The organism is Chitinophaga horti (assembly GCF_022867795.2).
GTDB lineage: Bacteria > Bacteroidota > Bacteroidia > Chitinophagales > Chitinophagaceae > Chitinophaga > Chitinophaga horti.
The window spans coordinates 3,070,741-3,092,387 of record NZ_CP107006.1 but is presented as its reverse complement, the minus strand read 5'-3'; the positions used below and the strand labels follow the sequence as shown (position 1 = coordinate 3,092,387).

Sequence of the window (21,647 nt, the reverse complement as noted above, 5' to 3'; positions counted from 1 at the left end):
ATGGTTAGCAGTGATTTTAAACCTTCGGTTTTTCACCCTTACTACTTCATCAGGAAAGGTTTGGTGAGTAAGATACAGGAATACAGCGGCGCGATGAAGGGCAAGATGCTCGACTTCGGCTGCGGCTCCAAACCTTACCGTGCCTTTTTTAACGTACAGGAATACGTGGGCGTGGATTTTGTGAATCCAGGCCACCCGCACGACAATGAGCAGATAGACGTGATGTACGATGGCAAAACCATTCCCATCGCGGATAATACGTTCGACAGTGCCCTGAGCAGCGAAGTGTTCGAGCATGTGTTTAACCTCGAAGATATTCTGAAAGAACTGCACCGCGTACTGAAGCCCGGCGGTACCATGCTCATTACCTGCCCGTTCGTATGGAAAGAGCATGAGGTGCCGAATGACTATGCGCGTTACACCCACTTCGCTTTGAAACACCTGTTCGAAAAGAACGGTTTTACGGTGAAAACGCTCGACAAGAGCGGCAATTTCGTCGAAGTGCTGCACCAGCTGACCGTATTGTACTTTTACGATCACTGGTACATGAAGTTGTTTAAGAAGATCCCCCTCATCAACTATATTTTCTTCTTCTTTTTTATCGTGGTGCCGAATATTGGCGGCACGATACTGAGCAGCCTGTTGCCAAAACACCGCCAGATGTACCTGAATAACGTTATACTGGTAGAAAAGAACGCGTAAATGGACCGCAAACGGATCGTATTCATCGGGCACATTTCCAACCTGAGCGGCGCACCCATCCTGCTGCTGAACCTGATCGCTTTGTTGAAAAAGCACGGCGAGGCGGACATGGAGCTGGTCGTAGCGCGCGGCGGCCCTTTGGTGACGAAGTACGGGGAGTTAACTACCGTACTGGTGCTGAAACCGGAAGGCTATGGCAAAGGCAACCCGTTTAAACGTTTCCGTGAGATCGTGCGTAACCGGCTGGATATGCGACGCTTCCGCGCCATGGTACGCAAGGCCGACCTGGTGATCAGCAATACGGTCGTGAATGGTGACCTGATACAGGCGGTGCTGGGTACAGGCAAGCCTGTCATTACTTACGCCCACGAATTGGAAGCCGTGGTGGCCGACTACCTGAAAATGGGGCTGGCCAATGCTTCTGTTTACGATGCCCGCCGGGTGGCCTATCCCTCGCTCGCAGTGCGCGATTCGCTGATCCACAAGTTTAATGTACCTGCGGAAGTGCTGATGCCACTGGCGTACTACTTTCCCGTAGATGAAAAGCTGCTGAGCAACGAAAGTGCTATCAGGGAGCATCGGGCCGGGTTGCGCAGGCGCTTTAATATAGGAGATCACGATATGCTGATAGGCGGTATGGGAGTGGCGAGTTACCGTAAAGGTACCGACATCTTTCTGCGTGTGGCCGCTGCTGTTATGGCGGCGAATCCGCGTATACAGTTCCGCTGGATCGGCAATTTCGAGCATGCGCAGGCGGAAGAAGAGCTGGACGCCGTGCTGGCGGAGACGGGACTACAGAAGGCAGCTATCTTCACCGGTCCGTTAGCGCATCATTACTATAACACGGCGGCGTTCGACCTGCTGTTCTTATCTTCCCGGGAAGATCCTTATCCACTAGTCGTGCTGGAGGCTGCGTTTATGCAGGTGCCGGCAATTTGTTACGAAGGAGCAGGCGGTATGCCCGAGTTTGTGCAGGACGATGCCGGCTGGCTGATACCGGGTTTTTCGGTAGATGCGGCTGCACAGTCAATTTTGCGGCTATATGATCAGCAGGAAGCTATTGCAGCTAAAGGTGCATGCGCGCGCCAGAAGGCGTTACAGTTGCATGCTTCCGATGAAGTAATCCTTCAGCAATTCCGTGCGTTAACCTCTCTTCAGTAATCCCTTCACGCGGGCGACAACCATATCCACACCACGGTTCACATCCTCCGATACTTTCAGTTTCACGATCATTACACCGGATAAAACCACGAAGACGATAGATTGCAACACCGCTTCCAGCAGGGGACTATCAACCTGTATGAGTTTGGCGATGAAGAAGTTGGCTACGATTACTACTACGGCCCACAGGGTGGCCAGGGTGAAAGGCTGCATATCAAACTTTACCCAGATGAATACGAAACGCAGCACGTTAAAGATCATATAGGCAATAAATGTCGCCAGCGCCACGCCATCAATACCCATCGACTTGATCAGCATGTAGTTCAGCGGGATCAGTACCACCAATAGGATCACATTACTCAGGAAATCTACTTTCCAGTAACGGGAGGTGAGGATGATCTGTGAGTTAAGACCAGTACCGGTTTCCAGCACTTTGGTGAGGCCTAGTATAAGGAAGGCGGTTTGCCCTTTCAGGTAAGCCGGATCTTGTTTGAGAAATAGGATAGAGTTACTGAAATTAAGTGCGATCAGCGCAAACATAAAGCCGGAAAAGATGAGCATATTGATAGCCGACTTCTTATAAATGCGGCTGATGCGTGGCAGGTCCTTATCCTTCCAGGCCTGTGCGATCACCGGGGTGGAAGCGGCGATGAGTCCGCGTTGCGGTGCTTCCATGATGGCGGTAAGATAAGTGGCGTAGGAAAAGATGCCTACATAACTTAAGTCGCGTACACTGGCAATCAGGATGGTATCGAATGTCTTAGCAAAGATGCTGCAGAAGGATACGACGGTAATGAAGAACGAGTAGGGCACCATCTTCTTCGCCATCTTTTGCGTAACATAACTGGTCTTTAAAGTGAATACCAGCCCGTGTTTCCTTTGCAGGTACACGAATAGCCCCAGCGCGATCATACCATACAGCATGGAGAACAGCCAGATGAACTGGTCGAAGTTGAGCCAGTGCAACAGCAGTACGCCAATCAGCAGGGAAGTGAGTAACCGCAAAGCCAGCTCCTTACAAAACACCGTGGCGATAGAGGCCCGCAGGTTCCAGGCCTGTGCTTCCAGCAGGGAAAATAATAGCAGGCAAAGGGTGAAGGGGAAAAGGATGTAATAATAATCGACCATCAGTGCGGCATTGCCCGCAAACTTCTGGATAAACAGGTCGTGAAAAAAGTAGAGGGCGATACTCACCGCGACAAAGCCTGCCAGTCCGAGAATGGTCATTTTGCCAAACAGGTCCCGCTCCCGGGAGGGGAGCCGGTCGCGGTAATACGGGTAAAACCGGTACAGGATGGAGATGCTGCCCATACTCGCCAATGCAAACAGGGTGAAACCCAACTCAAAAATCATACGGGTGAGGCCGTATTGATCGGGAGTGAAGTAGCCATTCGCTGTAAAGATCCAGGTGTTTACTGCGCCTACAATAAAGCCTACGTACGTGATGAGCGAGGAGGTGATACTCTGTTTACCGATTGTTCCCATTGGGCCGCAATTTACTAGTATTTAGTGGGAAAGTTCGTAATTTAGCGATATTATACCGGTACATGATATCAGTAATTATATGCGCGGCCGGCAAAGAGCGGTTAGAAAAAGTGACACAGAACATAGCCGCCACCATTGGGGTGGAATATGAGCTGCTGGCCGTTTTGAACAATGAAAACCCGCGCGGCATCTGCGAAGTTTACAACGATGGCGCCCGCGCCGCTAAATACCCGATCCTCTGCTTCGTGCATGACGATGTTAGCTTTCTCTCCCAACACTGGGGACAAACGCTCCTCGCTCATTTCACTCATGATCCCGCACTGGCGCTGGCCGGACTGGCAGGCGATGCCTATAAAAGCGCTGTTCCCTCAGGCTGGTGGAGTGGTGCCGGCCCGTTCGAGGCTTGCCACATCGGGCAGCGTAAACCGGATGGAAGTACAGGAATGGTCACCGTAGGCAAAGGTCCTGTACACCCGGTGCGTACGCTGGACGGGGTGTTCCTCTGCATGCGTAAATCCACCTGGAAACAATTTCCTTTCAACCAGGACGAGCTGAAAGGGTTTCACTTTTACGATATTGACCTGAGTTTACGGGTATCCGCTGCACATAAAGTGGCGGTGCTGTTCGATATAGACCTCGTGCACTTTTCCTACGGCAGCTTCGGCGACGCCTGGATGCGCGAGAACCTGCGTTTTCACCGTTCCGTGAACCGTATAGCAGTACCCTGTACCACCGGCTTCACTCCCGAACCGGCCATGGAACGCAAAGCCGCCCGTAACTGGATGCTTCGCATGCGCCGGGAGAAACTCTCAGCGGGCATGAAACTCCGCTGGTGTACCGCCGCAGGTGTTTGGTGGCGGCCCGCCGAATGGCCTTACATGGTCGCCTTCCTGTTCTCCATCTCCTTAAAAAAACGCACCTGATGAAAGTTGCAGTATGCATACCGGCTTATAAAAACGTGCAATACCTCCGCCGGGTATTGGACTCGCTCGTCATGCAGGACTACACGGACTGGGAGCTGGTGGTAACGGATGACAGTCCGGACGCCGCCGTGGAAGCGCTGTTGCAGGAATACCAGGGCCGTTTGCCGTTCCGTTACTACCGCAACACGCCCGCGCAAGGTATGCCGGCCAACTGGAACGTGTGTTACGATAAGGCGGATGCCGAGTATATCAAAATCATGCACGACGACGACTGGTTCACCACGCCCGACGCACTACGTAAAATGGCCGAAGCGTTAGACCAGCATCCGGAATGCGACTTCGTCTTCAGTGCGTTCCGTGAATGTTTTATCGACCATCCGGGAAAGGAGCGGGAAGTGCATTGCAGCACGTTTTACAGGCAGCTGCTGAAGCAGGATCCCGTGCACCTGTTCCAGAAAAACTTTATTGGTCCGCCCAGTGGCTGTATGCACCGCAATCGCCCGGAATACCGCTACGATGTGCGCTTGCAGTGGCTGGTGGATGTGGACTTTTATATCAATCTGCTGCGGCATAAACCCGGCTTCGTGTACCTGGACGAGGTGCTGGTGAATATCGGCATCAGTGACCTGCAACTCACCAAATCCTGCCATGGCGTGCGTACGGTGGAAATACCGGAGTACTTTTACTTGCTGCGTAAAACCGGCGAGCAGTCTTTGCAAAGCTTGTATGTATACGACTTCTTCTGGCGGCTGATGCGTAACCTCGGTGTGCGACGCGAGCATGAACTATATGAAGCTGGTATGCAGGGCGAAACGCCGGCGGTCGTGAAATATATACTGAAATGCCAGCGACCTTTCCCTTTCCGCCTATTGCGGATCGGGGCGCTGAATAAAATATTAGTGGGACTCAGTTTCGCTGGGCGTCCCCGTAAATAAACGCCATGTTTCAACTACTGCTTTTAAAAAGATGGATAGAAGCGATTTTCATATTCCCCTTCGCATGGTGGGGGCGCCGTTATGCGCGTAAACACCCGTTGGGCGAATCGTACGACCTGTTCTTCTTTTTCCCCTTTTATCATATCGGCGGGGCGGAAAAAGTGAACAGCGACATCGTGCAGCAGTTCCCGGATAAAAAGATCATTATCTTTTTTACCCGTAAATCGGTTAGTGAGGCGATGTTGCCTTTCTTCAAAGGCCCTAACATCACGCTAAAGGAAATTTCGCATTATACAGATAACAAGAAGAAATACTGGCAAAACCTGGTATGGCGGGGTATTGTGGCCGAGTATATCAACAGCCAGCCGAACAAACCGCGCGTGTTTAACGGGCAGTGCAACTTCGGGTACAAGCTGTCGCCGCATGTGCGGAAAGACATTGTGCAGGTAGAGCTCATCCACCTGTTATGCAGCTTTTCGTATATCCGCATTCCGTTCCTGCCATTTTACGATACTACCGTGATGATCAGCCAGGATGCGATCGATGCACACAAGGCGTTGTATAAGAAGTTTGGCATCCCATCTTCCTATATTGATAAAATTAAACTGATCATTAACGGCATACCTTTACCCGCGACGGACAGTCTCATGGCTCCCTACCCGCCTCTGAAATGCCTGTACGCCGGCAGGGGCGATGTGGTGCAGAAGCGTGTAGACCTGTTAGGCCAGCTCGCAGCAGGATTGTACGAGCGCCGCCTGCCTGTTACGTTTGCTTTCATGGGTAATATGAACGGCTTGCTGGACAGCTTTCCACCCGCCAGTTACCAGTTGCTGGGCGAAAAGAGCGATCCGGCGGACATTGACCGCATTTACCGCAGTCATCATGTATTGGTATTGCTCTCCGCCTTCGAGGGGTTCCCGATGGTGGTAGAAGAAGCAATGGCACGCGGACTGGCGATCATTTCCACCCCGGTGGGCGATATTCCGCAGCATGTGAAAGATGGCGTAAACGGGTTCTTAGTTCCCGGAGACGGGGATTTAGTGGCAGCAGCGATGGAGCGCGTGGAACGGTTATTGAATGACCCGGAGCTGCTGGCACGATTCAGGACGAACAACATCACTTACGCGCGGCAGCACTTCGGCATGGAAGCCTTTGCCCAAAGCTATCGCGCATTACTGACATAAACATTTATCAGCTTGAAACCGTTGTCGATCATCATTATCACTTACAACCGGCCGGACGATACCCTGTTCCTGCTCAACAACATTGCCGGCCTGCGCGATGCGGCGGCGCTGTTGGAAAGTGTGATCATCGTTAATAACGCATCGTCGGCCGACTACAGCGAGGTGACGAACTTCATTGCCACCCATCCGCAGATTCCCTTTAATTATGTAGATGCCCCGGAAAACCTCGGCGTGGCAAGAGGCCGCAACCTGGCCATTTCCATGGCCCATGCACCGATCGTGATCACGCTGGACGATGACGCGTTCTTCCGCGATGAAGATGCGCTGATCCGCATAATGGAAGCGTTTGAAGCCGATTACGGGCAGGACAGGCCTGTGGGCATCCTGAGTTTTAAAGTGTTGTACGCCAGTACGAAAATGATCCAGCAGAATGCATTCCCGCATAAACAGTTTGAAGCGTATAAGGATAAAGATAAATTCCTCGCTTCGTACTTTATTGGTTGCGGGCATGCGATCAAAAAAGAGGTGTACGATAAAGTGGGTACCTATCCCGCCGACTTCTTTTACGGCATGGAGGAATATGATTTGTGTTACCGCACGCTCAACGAAGGTTACGCGATCGTGTACAATTCCTCCGTGGTGATCTATCATAACGAATCGCCTTTAGGCCGTACGCCGCATGCCGATAAGATGCGTATGCTGTGGGTGAATAAGGCCAAAGTAGCCTATCGCTACCTGCCATTACAGTACTTCGGCTCCACGTCCCTCATGTGGTCACTCGAATACCTGAAGAAGACGAAGTGGGACTTCAAAGGCTGGTTCCGGGGCTGGAAGATGGTGTTGAACATCCCGTCCAGCGAGAAGGGGATTAAGTTAGGGACTCGTACGAGGGATTATCTGAAGAAGACGAAGGCAAGGTTGTGGTTCTAGCATCGCAGCGCGCAGGAAAACAAGCATTACCATATGACGAAAACAGGCGGCCTGTAACGGCCGGCTTGAAATAAAAAAAGAGGCTGCTCCCAACGAAGCAGCCTCTTTCTATATGTTGGTACGCAGTGTTTACGCCGCGATCGGTTGTTTCATTCCACGTCTTATTTCCAGCGCAATGGCCAGTACGAAGATGGCCAGTACAAAGATGGAAGACCATTTAGTGATCATGTTGCCCACTTCGTAGGTTCTCGGTTCAAAACGCATTTCGATCTTGTGATTACCTGCCGGTATTTTCGCGGCACGCAGCACATAGTTCGCCGTCACGATCTCGCCCGGTTTGCCATCTACATAAATGTTCCAGCCTTTGGGGTAGTAGATCTCGGAGAATACCGCCAAACCATCTTTACTGTTGGAGCTCTGGTATTCCAGTTTGTTCAGTCCGTATTTAGTAAGATGGATGGTGCTGGCGGAGTCTTTACCGAAGTTATAGCCTTTCAGATTTGCTTCAAATTTCTTATTGATCACCGCAGTATCCGCAGGATTGAAATTGTCCATCCGGTTCATTTCCTCATCCGGCGTGTTCGCCCAATGCACGCTGTTTACGAACCAGGCGTTGCCCAGTGCCTGGGGGTTACGCTGGTAGCCCAGTTTACCCTGCTCGTCGCGGAAGATGATGTACTTCGTGTTAAGCATGTTCAGCACAGACATGTTGCCACGGCCAATCTGGCGCTCGATCAGGTCCTGGTAGATCATCAGTTTGGCAGCGCTGTAGCCACCTACTGATTTATGATTCGCAGAAGTAAGCGCATCGTTGAACGGACCTTCCTGTGCGGTGGTGTTATACACGCGGTAGTAAGGATCCGGATCGGCTTTTATTTCCAGATCGATCGGGCTGGGCGCAAATATAGCGGCGTAGTTCGACGACGTTTCGTAATTCGTTTTGTTCAGGTAACGGTGGCCAACGAGGAACATGTCCAGGCCAATGGAAAGTCCCACGAGCAGGAAGAAAACCACCGGTTTCACGCGGTCCTTCAGCAACAGCCAGATAAAACCGGCCAGCGCGAGTACGAAGAACAGGGAACGGAGCGTATCGGTACGAAGCACACTTGCCCTGTCGGCCTCCGTAGCCTGTACCAGTTCGGTCACTGCCTGTGCGTTGCCGCCTGTCATCTGTGAATACATGGCCTGTGCACGGTCCTGGTCGCCAGGGCTGTAAGAGAAGCTAACATAAGATAACAGCAGGATGCCTACGCAAATGCCACCGGTGATGTATACCGCTTTTTTCAGTTGATTAAGCGCCGCTTCTTTAGTGAGCGCACCGGAAACGATCTCGTTCAGTCCCCAGCAAGCCATCAATGGCACCAGTACCTGTGGGATCACCAGCGAGGTAGAAGGTGCGCGGAACTTGTTATAGAAAGGCAGGTAGTCGAACAGTAAGTAGTTGACAAAAGAGAAGTGTTTACCCCAGGCCATAACTACACCGAGGATCACCGCTGCCAGTATCCACCATTTGTTCCAGTCTTTCACGACCAGCAGTGACAAGACGAAGAGTAAGATGATGCCGGCGCCGAAGTATACGGGTCCTTCGGTAAACGGCTGAGGGCCCCAATATAATGGTGCGTTATCTGCAATGTTCTCCGCCTGTTCCGGCGTAGCGCCGATTTTACGTACCGCTTCGTAGGTGGCGGAAGAAGTGCCTGCCTTCTCGGAAGTAGAACCACCGTACAGGTTAGGCACCAACGTCGTAAGTGTTTCGAAAATACCCTGGCTCCAGGCGAAGGCATACTCTTTATCTAATCCTTTGTCCAGTGTAGGGCCCTGCTGCGCCTGACCTACTTTGGTTAATCCCGTAGATTCGCCGCGGGTACTGAATTTCGTGTATTCGTAGGTCGTCCACAGGCTTACGGTAGATGGCAGGATTGACATGCCTGCCGCTAGTAACAGGATGCCGGTCGTAAGCGCAAACTTACCTACTGTTTTGGTTTTGATCGCCTGCACGAGGTGACCGATGCCCAGTACGATCACCAGCAGCAGCGTGTAATACACGATCTGGTAGTGACCACAAATGATGATGAGACAAAGCGACAGACAGGTGATGATGGCACCGAGCAGTAAACGGCCGCGGTAAGTCATCAATATACCACCCAGGATAAAGGGCAGGTAAGCGATCGACAATGTTTTGGTATCGTGACCCGTAGCGATGAATATCAGGCTGTTGGAGGAAAGTCCGAACGCGATAGCGCCAATTACCGTAATCCAGTGCCGGAAGCCCATGACGTTAAGCAGGAAGTAAAAGCCCAACATGGCCAGCATCAGGAAGTTGATGGGTTTAGGCAGGTAGAAGGTAACAAGCGGCTGAATGGCAGCGGTGTAGTTATCCGTCATCAAAAACGTCTGGTACGTCGGCATGCCGCCGAATACGCTGTTCGTCCACAGGGGACGAATGCCTGTACTGTCCATGTAATTCTTAGCCTCGGCGCTGCTGGCCTTCCAGCTCACGTTATCGCTCTGGCGAAGCTCCTGGCCGTCCAGTATCGGACTGCTGAAGGCGAGTGAAATGCCAAGGAAGATCAGGATAGCATATACATGCGGTAATATGGATTTCAGCCAGTTCTGCTTCATCGCTGTTTTTTAGGTTTAGTTTTTTAAAGAACCAAAATAACTGTAATTTATCCGAAATTTCAATATGCGCTGGGTACGATTCCTGTTAAAGTTTACATTTATCTGCAATCTTTGCTTCGTCTTCTGTTATATTATCCAGCGCACCGCTTACGCCGAATCACTGGGAGGCCTCACCAAAGGAGCCGCCGTGCTTGGCTTTTTAGTGTCTCCGTACCTCAATGTCGTCACCATCCTCATCGTACTTACCGGGCTGTTACTTAAAAAGCTGCGCTGGAAGGAAGTGCATCCTTATATATTTATATCGAATCTGCTAATTTTGCTCCTTTCAATCATTTTGATAGTATATGATCGCGGATATAATTAAGCATAAACCAACGCGGCTATTCGTCTTCTTCGCCTGTTTCTTCGTGGCCAATGCCCTTATCGCAGAATCGATCGGGGGAAAAATCTTTGTGCTCGAAGCCTGGCTGGGCTTACCGGTGCATACTTTTACATTGATGGGGCAGAGCGGCTTGTCGTTCAGCCTTACCTGTGGGGTGCTGCTTTGGCCATTGGAGTTCGTGGTAACGGATATCGTGAACGAGTATTATGGTAAAAAGGCCGTGAAGGTAATCTCCTGGGTGGCCGTGGCGCTGATTTCCTACGCTTTCCTGATGTTTTATATCTCGATTGGTACGCCGCCGGCTGACTGGTGGATTGCCAGCAAAGTAGACGAAGGTGTGCCTGACTTCCAGAACGCCTTTGCCGCCGTATTCGGACAGGGGATGGGCATCATCATTGGTAGTATCACTGCCTTCCTCGTAGCGCAGATCGTGGACGTAACGGTGTTTCATAAGATCAAACAAAAAACAGGCGAGAAACATCTGTGGTTACGGGCCACCGGATCGACAGTAATATCGCAGCTGGTAGATAGTTTCATTGTGCTGTACATCGCGTTTAAGGTGTTCGGCAACTGGACCTGGCCGCAACTGATCACGGTGATGTGTGTGAACTATGTATACAAGTTCGTCGTGGCGGTGCTGTTAACGCCGGTGATCTATTGGATAGAAAGGCCCATTGAACGGTATCTGGGTAAGGAAACTGCTGCGCAGATGAAAGCATCTGCCATGGAAAAATAATCGTGTTATGAGTTATATCAATGTAAGAGTATACGGCATTATGCTCAATGAGCAAAAGCAGGTATTGGTGAGTGATGAATACATTCGCGGGGGATTCTATACCAAGTTCCCCGGCGGCGGCCTGGAAATAGGAGAGGGCACCATCGACTGCATGGTGCGCGAGTGGAAGGAAGAACTTAACCAGGACATTGAAGTGGTAGAACACATTTACACCACTGACTTCTACCAGAAAAATGCATTTGATAATTCCTCGCAGATACTGTCGATCTATTACCTCGTAAAACCCACGTCTCCGTTCACGGCGCGATTAGGCACCAAGCCGTTCGATTACGAGATACCCGAAGACAAAACGATACAACTCGAAGGCGTACGCTGGGTCGACTGGAACGACTTCTCGTCGGACACGGTAACGCTGCCCATCGATAAAGTATTAGCCGAAATTGTAAAAAAGAAATACGCCTAGAACCACTTCTTCTTCATAAAGTACCAGCTCATTACCACCGAGATGATGATCGACAGGATAACCGGTATGTAAAAAGCGTGCGGGGAGTGCTGCAGTGGGATTTCCACGTTCATGCCATATACACTGGCCACGAGTACGGGAAAGGTAAGTACGATCGTGATGGACGTAAGGCGTTTCATCACGAGGTTAAGGTTATTGGAAATGATGCTCGCAAAGGCATCCATGGTGCTGCTAAGGATGTTGGTGTAGATGTTCGCCATCTCCAACGCCTGTGAAGTTTCTACGATCAGGTCGCTCAGGAACTCCTTCTCGTCTTCATTTAATTGCAGGAAGTTTGTGCGCTCCAGTTTGATCAGGAGCAGTTCGTTACTACGCAGGGCGGTGACAAGGTACACCAGGCTTTTCTGGATGCGCATCAGGGCCAGCAATTCCTCGTTACGGTTAGAGTCGTACAGTCGCTGCTCCAGCAGGTTGCGGCGCTGGTTAATTTCCTTCAGGTAATCCTGGAAGTTCATGATCACCTTCTCGAATATCTTCAATACCATCATATTCCTTTTTTCGGGATGACGGTTGTGGAAGGTGTTCAGGAATTTTTTGATCGCCGCGTTGTCGAAGGAGTTGACCGTGAGGATCTGGTTGTGCGTAAGGATGATCACGATCGGGATCGTGATGTAATAGCTGTCGCTTTCGTTGATGGAATTGTTTTCCGTCGGTGTTTTGATAACGATCAGCTTCACATTGTCTTCCAGTTCATAACGACTCCTTTCGTCGATATCGAGGGAGTCGGTAAGGAAGTCGAGCGGAATGTCCAGTTCTTCCGAAAGCTGCTCAAACTCCGCCTGTTTAAGGGGCGGTGTGATGTTTACCCAGGCGCCGTTCTCAGGCTCCTGGATCTCCAAGGTTATGGCATTAACATTTTTGAAATACTGGATCATTCGGGCGCAAAGGTAGGGAAATACAATTAGCAATAGCCCGCAGGCGATAAATTGATCAAATATTAATGTTCCCTTCAAACACCAGCGTAGCCGGGCCACAAAGCCAGATGTCGTGGAAAGAGCGCTCGCCCGATTTGGTAAAGCGTACTTCCAGTGGTCCGCCCAGGGTTTGCACCGGTACCGTGTAGGTTTTCGCTTCCTGTCCTGCCGAGGTAAGCGCCGCTGCTGTTACGCCCGTGCCGCAGGAATAGGTTTCGTCTTCCACGCCGCGTTCGTAAGTGCGTACAAAGATGCCGTTTTCCAGCTGCTGCACGAAGTTGACATTGGTGCCCACCTCCGCAAAACGCTCATTGTAGCGTATGCCGCGACCTTCGGTGTACACGTCCAGGCTTTGTACATCATCCACCGGTTTTACGAAATGCGGGGAGCCGGTGTTAAGATAGAAGTACAGCGGACCGGCTTCTACCCAGTCTACGTCCTGCATTTTGAGCTCCACCCAGCCGTTTTCGCGGAAAATCGCTTCATGCGGGCCGTCGGAGGCAATAAATGTCACTTTTTCACCAGGGATGCCCATCTTCCTCGAAAAGGCCGTAAGGCAGCGGCCGCCGTTGCCGCACATGCTGCCCGGTTTGCCATCGGCATTGTAATACTTCATTTCGAAGTCGTACTCCGGGTGTTTGTTTAGCATCATCAGTCCGTCGCCCCCCACGCCAAAGCGGCGGTCGCAGAGGAAGTGTACCTGTTCGTTCGTCAGCTGGTCGTAGGCGCCGTCACGGTTGTCCATAATCACAAAATCGTTGCCGGTGCCCTGGTATTTATAAAAGTGAATGTTCATATCAGTTGTAAAATTACGGCAGAGAGTTGTAAAAGCAAAGGGTGCAAGTTGCGGCGGCCTTTTTTGCGGGGAGCAGGGTTAGTTGCTGGTGGTCACTGTCGGTTGCGGGCCGCAGTGATGTCCGGTCAACTGCCAGGCAGCGCTTTGATTTGCTATCTGTCCCCGTAGACGGCAGGCAGCACCGGTATTAGCGGCCTGCCGGGGGCGAAACAGCCTATTTACCACCCGCCACCACGAACTTGTAGCTCCCCGAACCTACTTTCACGATCAGCCGCCCGTCCACCGACTGCTGAGACAGCGCCACGCCGTTCTCCGTCACTTTATCCGCCGGGGTCGCAGGCAGGTAAATGGTAGCGGTGGTATTAGGCGGAATGGTCGCGTCGAGTGTGAATTGGCCTTCGGACTTCTTCCAGCCTGCCGCCAATTCACCGTAGTTCGTCTGGTAAGTAGCCGAGGCATGCTCCAGGCCGCCACCTATGTGTGGTTTGATCGTGATCTTTTTATACCCGGGGCCATCTTCCTCCGTATCCAACCCCACCATTACCCGGTACATCCAGTCGCCGATCGCGCCGTAAGCGTAGTGGTTAAAGGAGTTCATCGACGCTTCCTGGAAAGTGCCATTCGGTTTGATGCCGTCCCAGCGCTCCCAAATGGTGGTTGCGCCCATTTTCACGGGGTACAGCCAGGAGGGATAACTTTCCTGCAGCAGCAGAGTATAAGCCATATCCGTATGACCGAAACGGCTGAGTACGTGGCAGAGGTAAGGCGTGCCGATGAAGCCGGTGGTCAGGTGATTGCGGTATTGTTTGATATTGGCGACGAGCCGGTCTGCTGCCTGTGCGCGTTGTTGTTCGGGCAGCATGTCAAACTGTAAAGCCAGTACATAAGCGGTTTGCGTATTGCTGACGAGGGCGCCGTTGGGTGTAGTGTATTCATTGATGAAGGCAGATTTGATATTGTCGAGCAAGGCCTGGTAGGTTTTTACGTCGTCGTTTTTACCCAGTACCCGAGCAGCGTTGATCAGCAGTTGGGTCGAGTGCCCGTAGAAACACTGGGCGATCAGGTGGCGGTCGGTGATGGCGGAGCGGCCGTCGCGGTCGTCGTTTACGCTGTAAAACAGCCAGTCGCCGTAATGATGCCCGTCTTTCCACAAATGCCCGGGGCTTTTGCTGGTCACAAAATCGACCCACTTTTTCATGGAGGGATACTGGTCTTCCAGGATTTGTTTGTCTCCGTACGCCAGGTACATGTTCCAGGGAACAATGGTAGCCACGTCGCTCCAGCCGGAGCCGCCTTGTTGCGGGCCTAACATATTAGGCACCACTTTGGGCACGCTGCCTTCCGGCGTTTGTTCCGCGGCTACATCTTTCATCCATTTTGAAAAGAAGTTATCGACGCCGCGCAGGAACGACGCCGTGCGGAAGAACGCCTGCGCGTCACCTGTCCACCCCAGGCGCTCGTCGCGTTGCGGGCAGTCGGTGGGCACGTCGAGAAAGTTGCCACGCAGGCCCCATTCGATGTTGTGTTGTAGCTGATTGAGTAATTTATGGGAAGACGAGAAGCTGCCTGTTTCCGGCATCGCCGAGTAAAGCGCTACTGCCGTGAAGTTGTCGGGGTGAATGCTGCCGGGGTAACCCTCCAGTTTCACGTACCGGAAACCGTGCCAGGTAAAATGCGGTTCAAAAATGTGCTCCTGGTCGTCGGCCAGCACGTAGATGTCTTTCGCCTTCGCCGCGCGCAGGTTCTCGGTGTAAAAGTTGCCGGCCTTGTCCAGCACTTCTGCATGGGATACGATAATCGAATCGCCCCGTTTTCCTTTTGCCTTGATGACGACCCAACCTGCCAGGTTCTGCCCGAAGTCAAGTACCAGTTCACCTTTAGGGGTATGGATCACGCCTACCGGTTTAAAGGTTTCGTGCTTTTTAACAGGTTCGTTATAAGTGGCGATCAGCTGGTTTTTGGAAAAGTCGACCGTTTTAACGGGCGTCCAGTCCTGGTCATTGTAGCCGGCTTCGTCCCAGCCCTTTTTATGTAAACGGGCATCGATGATTTCGCCGTGATAGAGTTCCGAATAACGGATAGCACCCGTGCTGGACTTCCAGCTGCCGTCGGAAACAATGCTTTCGGAGGAGCCGTCTGCATATTGAATAGCTAACTGGAACAGCAGGGCAATATCCTTCCCATACACATTCGTATGCCAGCCAATATCCCCACGGTACCAGCCGCTGCCCAGCGTTACGCCGATGGCATTGGCACCTTGTTTCAGGAGCTTGGTTACGTCATATGCCTGGTACTGCAGGCGTTTCTGATAGGTGGTCCAGCCCGGTGTGAAGTAGGCGTCGCCCACGCGCTGACCGTTGATCTGTGCTTCATAAAGGCCATGGGCGGTGATGTACGCCGTGGCGGATACGACTCTTTTATTGGTGGAGAAGGTTTTCCGCATCAGCGGGGAGGGGCGTTGCACCGTTTCGGTGTCGCCCGGCGTAATCCAGCTTGCCTTCCAGGCCGAGGGTTGCATCAAGCCGGTTTGCCAATAGGCAGGCTCGCTCCAGCCGGAGGCCTGACCGTTATTATCCCATACGCGCACCTGCCAATAGTAATGTTTGCCCGCCTCCAGCGCCGGACCGTCGTACCGCACGTGTACCGACTGGCCGGAGTTTACCTTGCCGGTACTATACACCGGGCCCACACCTTTGATGCGCTCGCCTGTCCTTATCTCGTACGCTGTTTGTAAAGTATTGCGTTTGCCGGATACCAGCTGCCAGCTGAAAGCCGGGCGCTGTTCATCAAGCCCGATCGGGTTAACCAGGTTTTCGATGCGGAGTAGCTGTACACGTAGTTGTGCTGAAGTCGCCAGGGTAAAGGCCGTAAATATCAGCAAGAGGCATGTTTTTTTCATGACGTTGGGAATTGGGAGCTTTAATATAAAACTTTTCCCTTGCCTGTGCCAACTACTTATCTTTCCATTTGCCCGGGCATAATGCCGAAACGTTTTTTAAATGCACGCGTAAAATGCGCTGCGTGTTTATAGCCCGCGATGGGAAGTGGGCTAAAAGAAAGGGGACCGCGATTGCGGTCCCGTTCTATACTAACAATGCTTATTTCGATTCATCTGCCACAGCTTCCTCCCAGGAAGTGAACATCGTTACCGATGGATCATACCCGCTGTAGTTCGGGTTCTGGTGCAGTTTTCTGCCGCCGTTGGCGTCAATCGCATATTGTGGGATCGGCCAGTTGATGTTGTGCGGAGCCATTGTGTATGCACGGTTCCTTACCACAGCTTTACCTTTGTTATAGTAGTTGTTGTGGTGCTGTATACGTTGATACCAGTAGCTGTTCTGGTCCAGGGTTTCCGGGTTGTAAGTGTTACCCCATTCGTCTGGTTTGCCGGAGTGTGCCAGGCAGTAAGAAACGCGGCTCATTTCAGTGAAGCGCCATTCTTCCATGTTCAGTTCACGCGCACGTTCGTCCATGATATCGCCGATGGTAACGGTGGTAAACAGTTGAGTACAGCCAGCGCGTTGCCTGATGATATTTACGTCATTTACTGCGGTAGGGTCTCCTTTATAAAATTTAGCTTCCGCACGCAGCAGGTAAGTTTCCGCCAGGCGGTATAAGTACCAGTCGCCGGCTCCACCGCGGTGGTTAGCCTCATTACGTGCCTGTGTTTCCAGCGGATCTTCTACGTAGTATTTATAGTGCGGCCAGTCGAAGAAGCAACGGATCGTATCGGCACACAAAAGCGCGTTGGTGGTAGGGTGGTAGAGACGAACGTTTCTGCCAAACCATGTGCTGGAAGGATCGTTGTATTTCATGGAATCTACCCTCGCCCAGTTACCTACGGTGCTGTTATGACGAAGATCGGTGGCGTCGTTCACACCATTTACGTACCAAACAGAGTTGGTGGCATAGTGGGTCGGACGAATGTGTGCGATCCCCCTTCCCAGCGCGTGGGTATAGTCATACTGGGCGCGGAAGATGGAGTTAGAAGTAGCTACATAACGCACGGCCTGTTTGCCATCAGGGGCCAGCGTATTGGTACCATCGAGCCAGGGCAGCCAGTTACGCATGGTGTTCATTTTCACCCCGGCGTCAACGCCATTGCGGTTCAGCATCACCATGATAGTTTCGCGGTTAGCGGAGATGGCCTTGTTCTCAGGGCGGTGCAGGTCCCATATTACGTTGCGGGTAACAGGCCAGGTGGTCGAATAAGGTGCGATAAAGTTGCCAAAGTTGGCAGTCATCAGCGAATAACCAGAGTTGTTGATCAGGATATCGGCCTGCTCGATGGCTTTATCGTATTGTTTTGTTGCCAGGTAACATTTGATGAGCAACTGGCGGCAGGCACCTTTGTTCACCAGGCCGACCAATGACATATTTCTTTGCTCAGGCACCCATTCCACCGCCTTTTCCATGTCGGATGTAATCATCTGCAGGATGGCTTCCCGGGAAGTGGTCTGATAGTCTACTTTAGGCTTCTTCAGGATTTGCGTCACCAGGGGGACGTCCTTAAACTGGAAGCACAGGGCCAGGTAACGGAACGCCCGGTGGAACATGGCGCGGCCGCGGTATTGGTTTTTAGTGGCCTCGTCGAACTCCTTCACACCGTCGATGTAAGTGAGTACGGTATTGGCATATTTAATACCATTATAGGTTTCATTCCAGAAGTAGCTCACGCGTTCGGGCAGGTCCGTAGGTGTGAGACGGGTGGCAATGTCTACGAAGATGTTACCATCGTCGGTTTTGCTGGCTACGGCCACATCGGAAAACATGTACTCCGTGCTGATCGGCAGGCTAAGGTCTGTATACTCGAAGTAGGTCCAGTAGGAACGTAAATGCCGGTCGGCAGTTGCAACGGCCGCATCCAGACCGCCACGGGTGGTAAAGGTTGCATCCGGCTCCAGGAAAGTAGTGGGTTCCGGTTTGAGGAACGACTTACTGCAGGAAGGCATCATGCAAACGGCGCCCACCGCCAGCATCGCCGCTATAGTGGTGTTATGGGTGATATGTTTGAGTACATTTTTCATCGCTCAACGGTTTAGAAGTTTGCGTTTAATCCAATTGAATAAATCCTGGGGGCCATCTGACCAGTTTCTACATCCCAGTAATCCCAGTTTTTATCTTTCTGCCAAACTGCTACGTTACGTACGCTAGCAAACACTTTCAGTTTTTCGATGTTCACGCGGGAAACCAGGCTTTGTGGCAGGGTATAACCTGCACTGATGGCCTCCAGGCGGATGAAGGAACGGTCGAGCACCCTGTTGGGTGTGTTCACACCTGATGGACCTTTAGCATCCAGTCGGGCCACGATATTAGATGGATTTTCGAGCGTCCAGTAGTCTTTGTCATAGGCGTTTGCCAGGTTGGTTACCAGGGAGGTACCATTGTCCTGGTTCATATAAGCAGCATCCCTGCTCTTATGGCCCATGTAAGAATAAAGGTTGAAAGAGAAGTTGAAGCTTTTGTAGTTGAAGTCGTTACGCAGTGACCACATTACCGGGGGCGCGGTTTGACCCAGGAACTGTTTGTCGTCGTTGTTGAACACTGCGGTAGTGCTGCCATCCGCATTTTTGCGGTCATTGGCAGGGTTGTTGGCCACTTTAGGGTCGCCGGGGCGTTGACCGAACTTGGCAGCTTCCGCCGCTTCGTTTGCCTGCCAGATGCCGTTGATACGGTAATCCCAGATGGCGGTAATGGGCTGGCCGATAAACCAGTTGTTGTTGATATCGCTGTTTTCTTTTACCTCCAGTACGTTACCATTTGCATCTAGTGTGGTGGTATACTCGTAATAGAGGTGTTTGATGGTGTTCTTGTATTTGGAGAAACCCAGGGTCGAGTTCCAGCTGAAGTTTTTCGTGCGGAAGTTCTCTGTATTCAGGGTAAGCTCAAAGCCCCTGTTGTCCACTTTTCCAAGGTTGGATGCAATGCTGCTGAATCCGGAGAACCCAGGCAGCCTGCGGATCATCACCATGTCCACGGTAGGCGTGATGTAGTAGTCAACCGAACCAGTGATGCGGTTGTTCAGGAATCCGAAGTCGATACCAAAGTTGGTCGATTCTGTTTTTTCCCATGTGAGGTTCACGTTGGTCAGGCGGCTCATGATCAGGTAACGGTATTGCTGCAGGTTGCCGTTGAGGTCCAGGTACGGAGTAGTCGCACCCACACCCGCTGTCAGGTTAGCTATCGCCAGGAAGGGGTCTTCCAGGGAACGGTTACCATTCTGACCCCAGGAAATACGCACTTTACCCATGCTCATCGGCTGCCAGTTGAAGAACTTTTCGTTCGTGAAAGTCCAGGCGAAAGCAGCAGAGAAGAAATCGGCCCTTGGATTGGAAATACCAAAACCAGAATAGCCGTCGCGACGCAGCGAGGTGGTGAGCATATAGCGGTCGTCGTAAGAGTAGAAGAGGCGACCCAGCAAACCGTCGGCGGTCTCGATCACGTCATTTGAATTGAAACTGCTCTTTTGTTTATCGCCATAGAAAGTTTCATGGAAGCCCAATGCATCGCTCGGACGAATGTCGCGGGCTTCGATCCTGTCTTGCCATGACTGCCTTTTTTCAGCTTCCTGCACCAGGGTAACTGCTACGCGGTGTTTCTTCGCGAACGTTTGCTCCCAGTTGATCGTATTGTTCAGTGACCAGTCGAAACGCTGCGTTTGTTCGCGGTTTACGAGACCATTGGTAACACCCCAGTCAGGATGGCTGGCAGATTCCCAGTAACGGTCGCGGAAGTGCTGGAAACGGGGAGATGCATTGAAGGAGTACGTAATGTTGAACGGCAGCTTCACTTTGGAGGTGAGGATAGCGTTAAACACCGTAAAACCCTTCTGCAGGTCCATATACTGGCGGTTGAAGTCGTAGTTGTAGCCATAGTTGTTCACCATGAGGTCGCCCATCGGGTGCACCATCAGTTTGCCGGTAGAATCTTTATAGCTGGCGAACGGGGAGTTGCGGATGATCTGCGTGCCCCAGTCTGTCGCGAGGTTACCGTCGGTACGGTTCTGGAAGTTGATGTTACCACCGATTTCCAGCCACTTGGTGATTTTGCCGTCCACTTTCAGATTGGCGCGGATGGATTTATAGTCATCGCCTTTAATTACACCCTGGTTAGATAGGTAACCGAGCGACATGTAATAGCTCATATTATCGCTGGCACCGGACGCGCTCAGGTTATAGTCCTGGTTAAAACCGTTGCGGAAAGACTGATCGTACCAGTCAAAGGTTTCGCCTTTCAGGAAGTTGGCGAGAGTAATACCCCCATGTTCAACCTTTTGGCCCAGATTTCTGCATCCGAAGCGGTACCATTGCTGCCGGAGGTGAAAGCCCTCCATTGTTCGATGGTAACCCCGTATTTAGCCAGGTTTTCCGCAGTGGGCTCCGCATAAAATCCTTTGTTAGCACTGGTACCATACGCTTCGTAGTTACCTGTGGTAGTGTTGGTAGCGTAAGTAGGTGCAGTATACCAGTCCTCACGGTACTGCATGTAACCATTGGCATCAAACACCGGGCGGTTAGCGCCCATCGTTACCAGGCCGAAGTTTGTAGTCAGGTTGATCTTTGGTTTACCTTTCTGGCCCCTTTTGGTAGTCACGATCAATACACCGTTCGCAGAGCGGGCACCATAGATAGACGAGGCCGAGGCATCCTTCAGGATGTCGACCTGCGCAATATCATCCGGGTTAATCTCAGAAAATTCTCCGTAGAAAATCATTCCGTCCAGAATGATCAGCGGGTCGTTGTGACCTGCTGCGGTATATACCGAACGTTGTCCGCGGATCTGAATAGAACCACCGCCTTTAGCAGAGGGGTCCAGGCCAACGCTTACGCCGGGCGTACCACGCAGTACGTCCTGTACCGTATTCGGGTTCTGATCGGCGAGCTTTTCGGGGCGGATCTGTGCGATCGCACCGGTAAGGTCTTTCTTACGGGCCGAACCGTAACCGATTACCACTACGTCGGTAAGGTCGGTGCTGGAGGCGGCCAGTGTTACGGTGTAAGGACCGGCGCCCGTAATGGGCTGTTCCTTGGTCGTATAACCTACAAAAGTGAATACCAGGGTGTTGCCGGCTACTGCCTGCTTCACACTAAAGTTACCATTGGCGTCTGTTTGTCCGCCACGTTTACTTTCTTTTACGGCCACTGTTACGCCGGGTAAGGGATTAGACTGGGCATCCGTCACCTTTCCCGTTACTGTAAGCTCCTGTGCAAACGCCGATGACGTAAACAGGAAGGCCAGTAGTAAAGTAACTAACGGGATTTTGCGGTTAAGAATGCTTACAAGCGGCCGTGCGTTAACGAGCCTGTTGCGTGTAAAATTTTCCATACTGGGAATTTAAATTGTTCAAATAGTTA

At 51.7% G+C, this 21,647-nt stretch carries 16 protein-coding genes; 8 read left to right on the top strand and 8 right to left on the bottom strand.

What is annotated here, in order from left to right:
• Together MKQ68_RS12395 and MKQ68_RS12390 are read left to right on the top strand one after the other, a co-directional pair.
• On the top strand, nt 1-702 hold the full coding sequence (locus MKQ68_RS12395) for a methyltransferase domain-containing protein (RefSeq protein WP_264283573.1): 702 nt from the start codon (nt 1-3) through the stop codon (nt 700-702).
• A complete protein-coding gene (locus MKQ68_RS12390) occupies nt 703-1,863 on the top strand; it encodes a glycosyltransferase family 4 protein (protein WP_264283572.1) in 1,161 nt (386 codons plus the stop codon).
• Here MKQ68_RS12390 and MKQ68_RS12385 read toward each other — a convergent pair.
• On the bottom strand, nt 1,846-3,348 hold the full coding sequence (locus tag MKQ68_RS12385) for a lipopolysaccharide biosynthesis protein (RefSeq protein WP_264283571.1): 1,503 nt from the start codon (nt 3,346-3,348) through the stop codon (nt 1,846-1,848). The two genes, MKQ68_RS12390 and MKQ68_RS12385, sit on opposite strands and share 18 nt — an antisense overlap.
• A 62-nt stretch (nt 3,349-3,410) precedes the next feature.
• Here MKQ68_RS12385 and MKQ68_RS12380 point away from each other — a divergent pair, with 62 nt between their 5' ends.
• From MKQ68_RS12380 to MKQ68_RS12365, 4 genes are read left to right on the top strand one after another with little or no spacing between them, the layout of a single operon-like run.
• Nucleotides 3,411-4,271, top strand: a complete 861-nt coding sequence (locus tag MKQ68_RS12380; RefSeq protein WP_264283570.1) for a glycosyltransferase family protein — start codon at nt 3,411-3,413, stop codon at nt 4,269-4,271.
• Nucleotides 4,271-5,206: a glycosyltransferase family 2 protein gene (locus tag MKQ68_RS12375; protein ID WP_264283569.1), complete on the top strand. Its 936-nt coding sequence runs from the start codon at nt 4,271-4,273 to the stop codon at nt 5,204-5,206. Before MKQ68_RS12380 ends, MKQ68_RS12375 begins: the two co-directional genes overlap by 1 nt.
• A gap of 5 nt (nt 5,207-5,211) precedes the next feature.
• Nucleotides 5,212-6,390, top strand: coding sequence for a glycosyltransferase family 4 protein (locus MKQ68_RS12370; RefSeq protein ID WP_264283568.1), 1,179 nt, complete (start codon nt 5,212-5,214; stop codon nt 6,388-6,390).
• A 12-nt stretch (nt 6,391-6,402) separates the two neighbouring features.
• Complete coding sequence (locus MKQ68_RS12365; protein ID WP_264283567.1) at nt 6,403-7,320, top strand: glycosyltransferase; 918 nt, start codon at nt 6,403-6,405, stop codon at nt 7,318-7,320.
• A gap of 129 nt (nt 7,321-7,449) precedes the next feature.
• On the opposite strand, the gene MKQ68_RS12360 is transcribed toward MKQ68_RS12365, so the two are convergent.
• On the bottom strand, nt 7,450-9,942 hold the full coding sequence (locus tag MKQ68_RS12360) for a YfhO family protein (protein ID WP_264283566.1): 2,493 nt from the start codon (nt 9,940-9,942) through the stop codon (nt 7,450-7,452).
• A gap of 344 nt (nt 9,943-10,286) precedes the next feature.
• On the opposite strand from MKQ68_RS12360, the gene MKQ68_RS12355 reads away from it, so the two are divergent.
• The gene (locus MKQ68_RS12355) at nt 10,287-11,060 is read left to right on the top strand and encodes a queuosine precursor transporter (protein WP_264283565.1); all 774 of its coding nucleotides are present in this window, start codon (nt 10,287-10,289) and stop codon (nt 11,058-11,060) included.
• A gap of 7 nt (nt 11,061-11,067) precedes the next feature.
• Nucleotides 11,068-11,523, top strand: coding sequence for an NUDIX hydrolase (locus MKQ68_RS12350; RefSeq protein WP_264283564.1), 456 nt, complete (start codon nt 11,068-11,070; stop codon nt 11,521-11,523).
• Here MKQ68_RS12350 and MKQ68_RS12345 read toward each other — a convergent pair.
• From MKQ68_RS12345 to MKQ68_RS12320, 6 genes are all read right to left on the bottom strand, one after another.
• Nucleotides 11,520-12,422 (bottom strand): magnesium transporter CorA family protein, encoded by a 903-nt coding sequence (locus tag MKQ68_RS12345; RefSeq protein WP_264283563.1) that lies wholly within the window; start codon nt 12,420-12,422, stop codon nt 11,520-11,522. The genes MKQ68_RS12350 and MKQ68_RS12345 overlap by 4 nt on opposite strands.
• A gap of 91 nt (nt 12,423-12,513) precedes the next feature.
• The gene (gene dapF, locus MKQ68_RS12340; RefSeq protein ID WP_264283562.1) at nt 12,514-13,293 is read right to left on the bottom strand and encodes a diaminopimelate epimerase; all 780 of its coding nucleotides are present in this window, start codon (nt 13,291-13,293) and stop codon (nt 12,514-12,516) included.
• A 214-nt stretch (nt 13,294-13,507) separates the two neighbouring features.
• On the bottom strand, nt 13,508-16,192 hold the full coding sequence (locus MKQ68_RS12335; protein WP_264283561.1) for a glycoside hydrolase family 78 protein: 2,685 nt from the start codon (nt 16,190-16,192) through the stop codon (nt 13,508-13,510).
• Nucleotides 16,193-16,391: 199 nt separating this feature from the next.
• On the bottom strand, nt 16,392-18,320 hold the full coding sequence (locus MKQ68_RS12330; RefSeq protein WP_264283560.1) for a RagB/SusD family nutrient uptake outer membrane protein: 1,929 nt from the start codon (nt 18,318-18,320) through the stop codon (nt 16,392-16,394).
• Between the two features lie 11 nt (nt 18,321-18,331).
• Nucleotides 18,332-20,626, bottom strand: a complete 2,295-nt coding sequence (locus MKQ68_RS12325) for a SusC/RagA family TonB-linked outer membrane protein (RefSeq protein ID WP_264283559.1) — start codon at nt 20,624-20,626, stop codon at nt 18,332-18,334.
• Nucleotides 20,527-21,618 carry a TonB-dependent receptor plug domain-containing protein gene (locus MKQ68_RS12320; protein ID WP_264283558.1) on the bottom strand — a complete coding sequence of 364 codons (1,092 nt, stop codon included), beginning with the start codon at nt 21,616-21,618 and terminating at the stop codon, nt 20,527-20,529. Before MKQ68_RS12320 ends, MKQ68_RS12325 begins: the two co-directional genes overlap by 100 nt.
• Nucleotides 21,619-21,647: the final 29 nt, after the last annotated feature.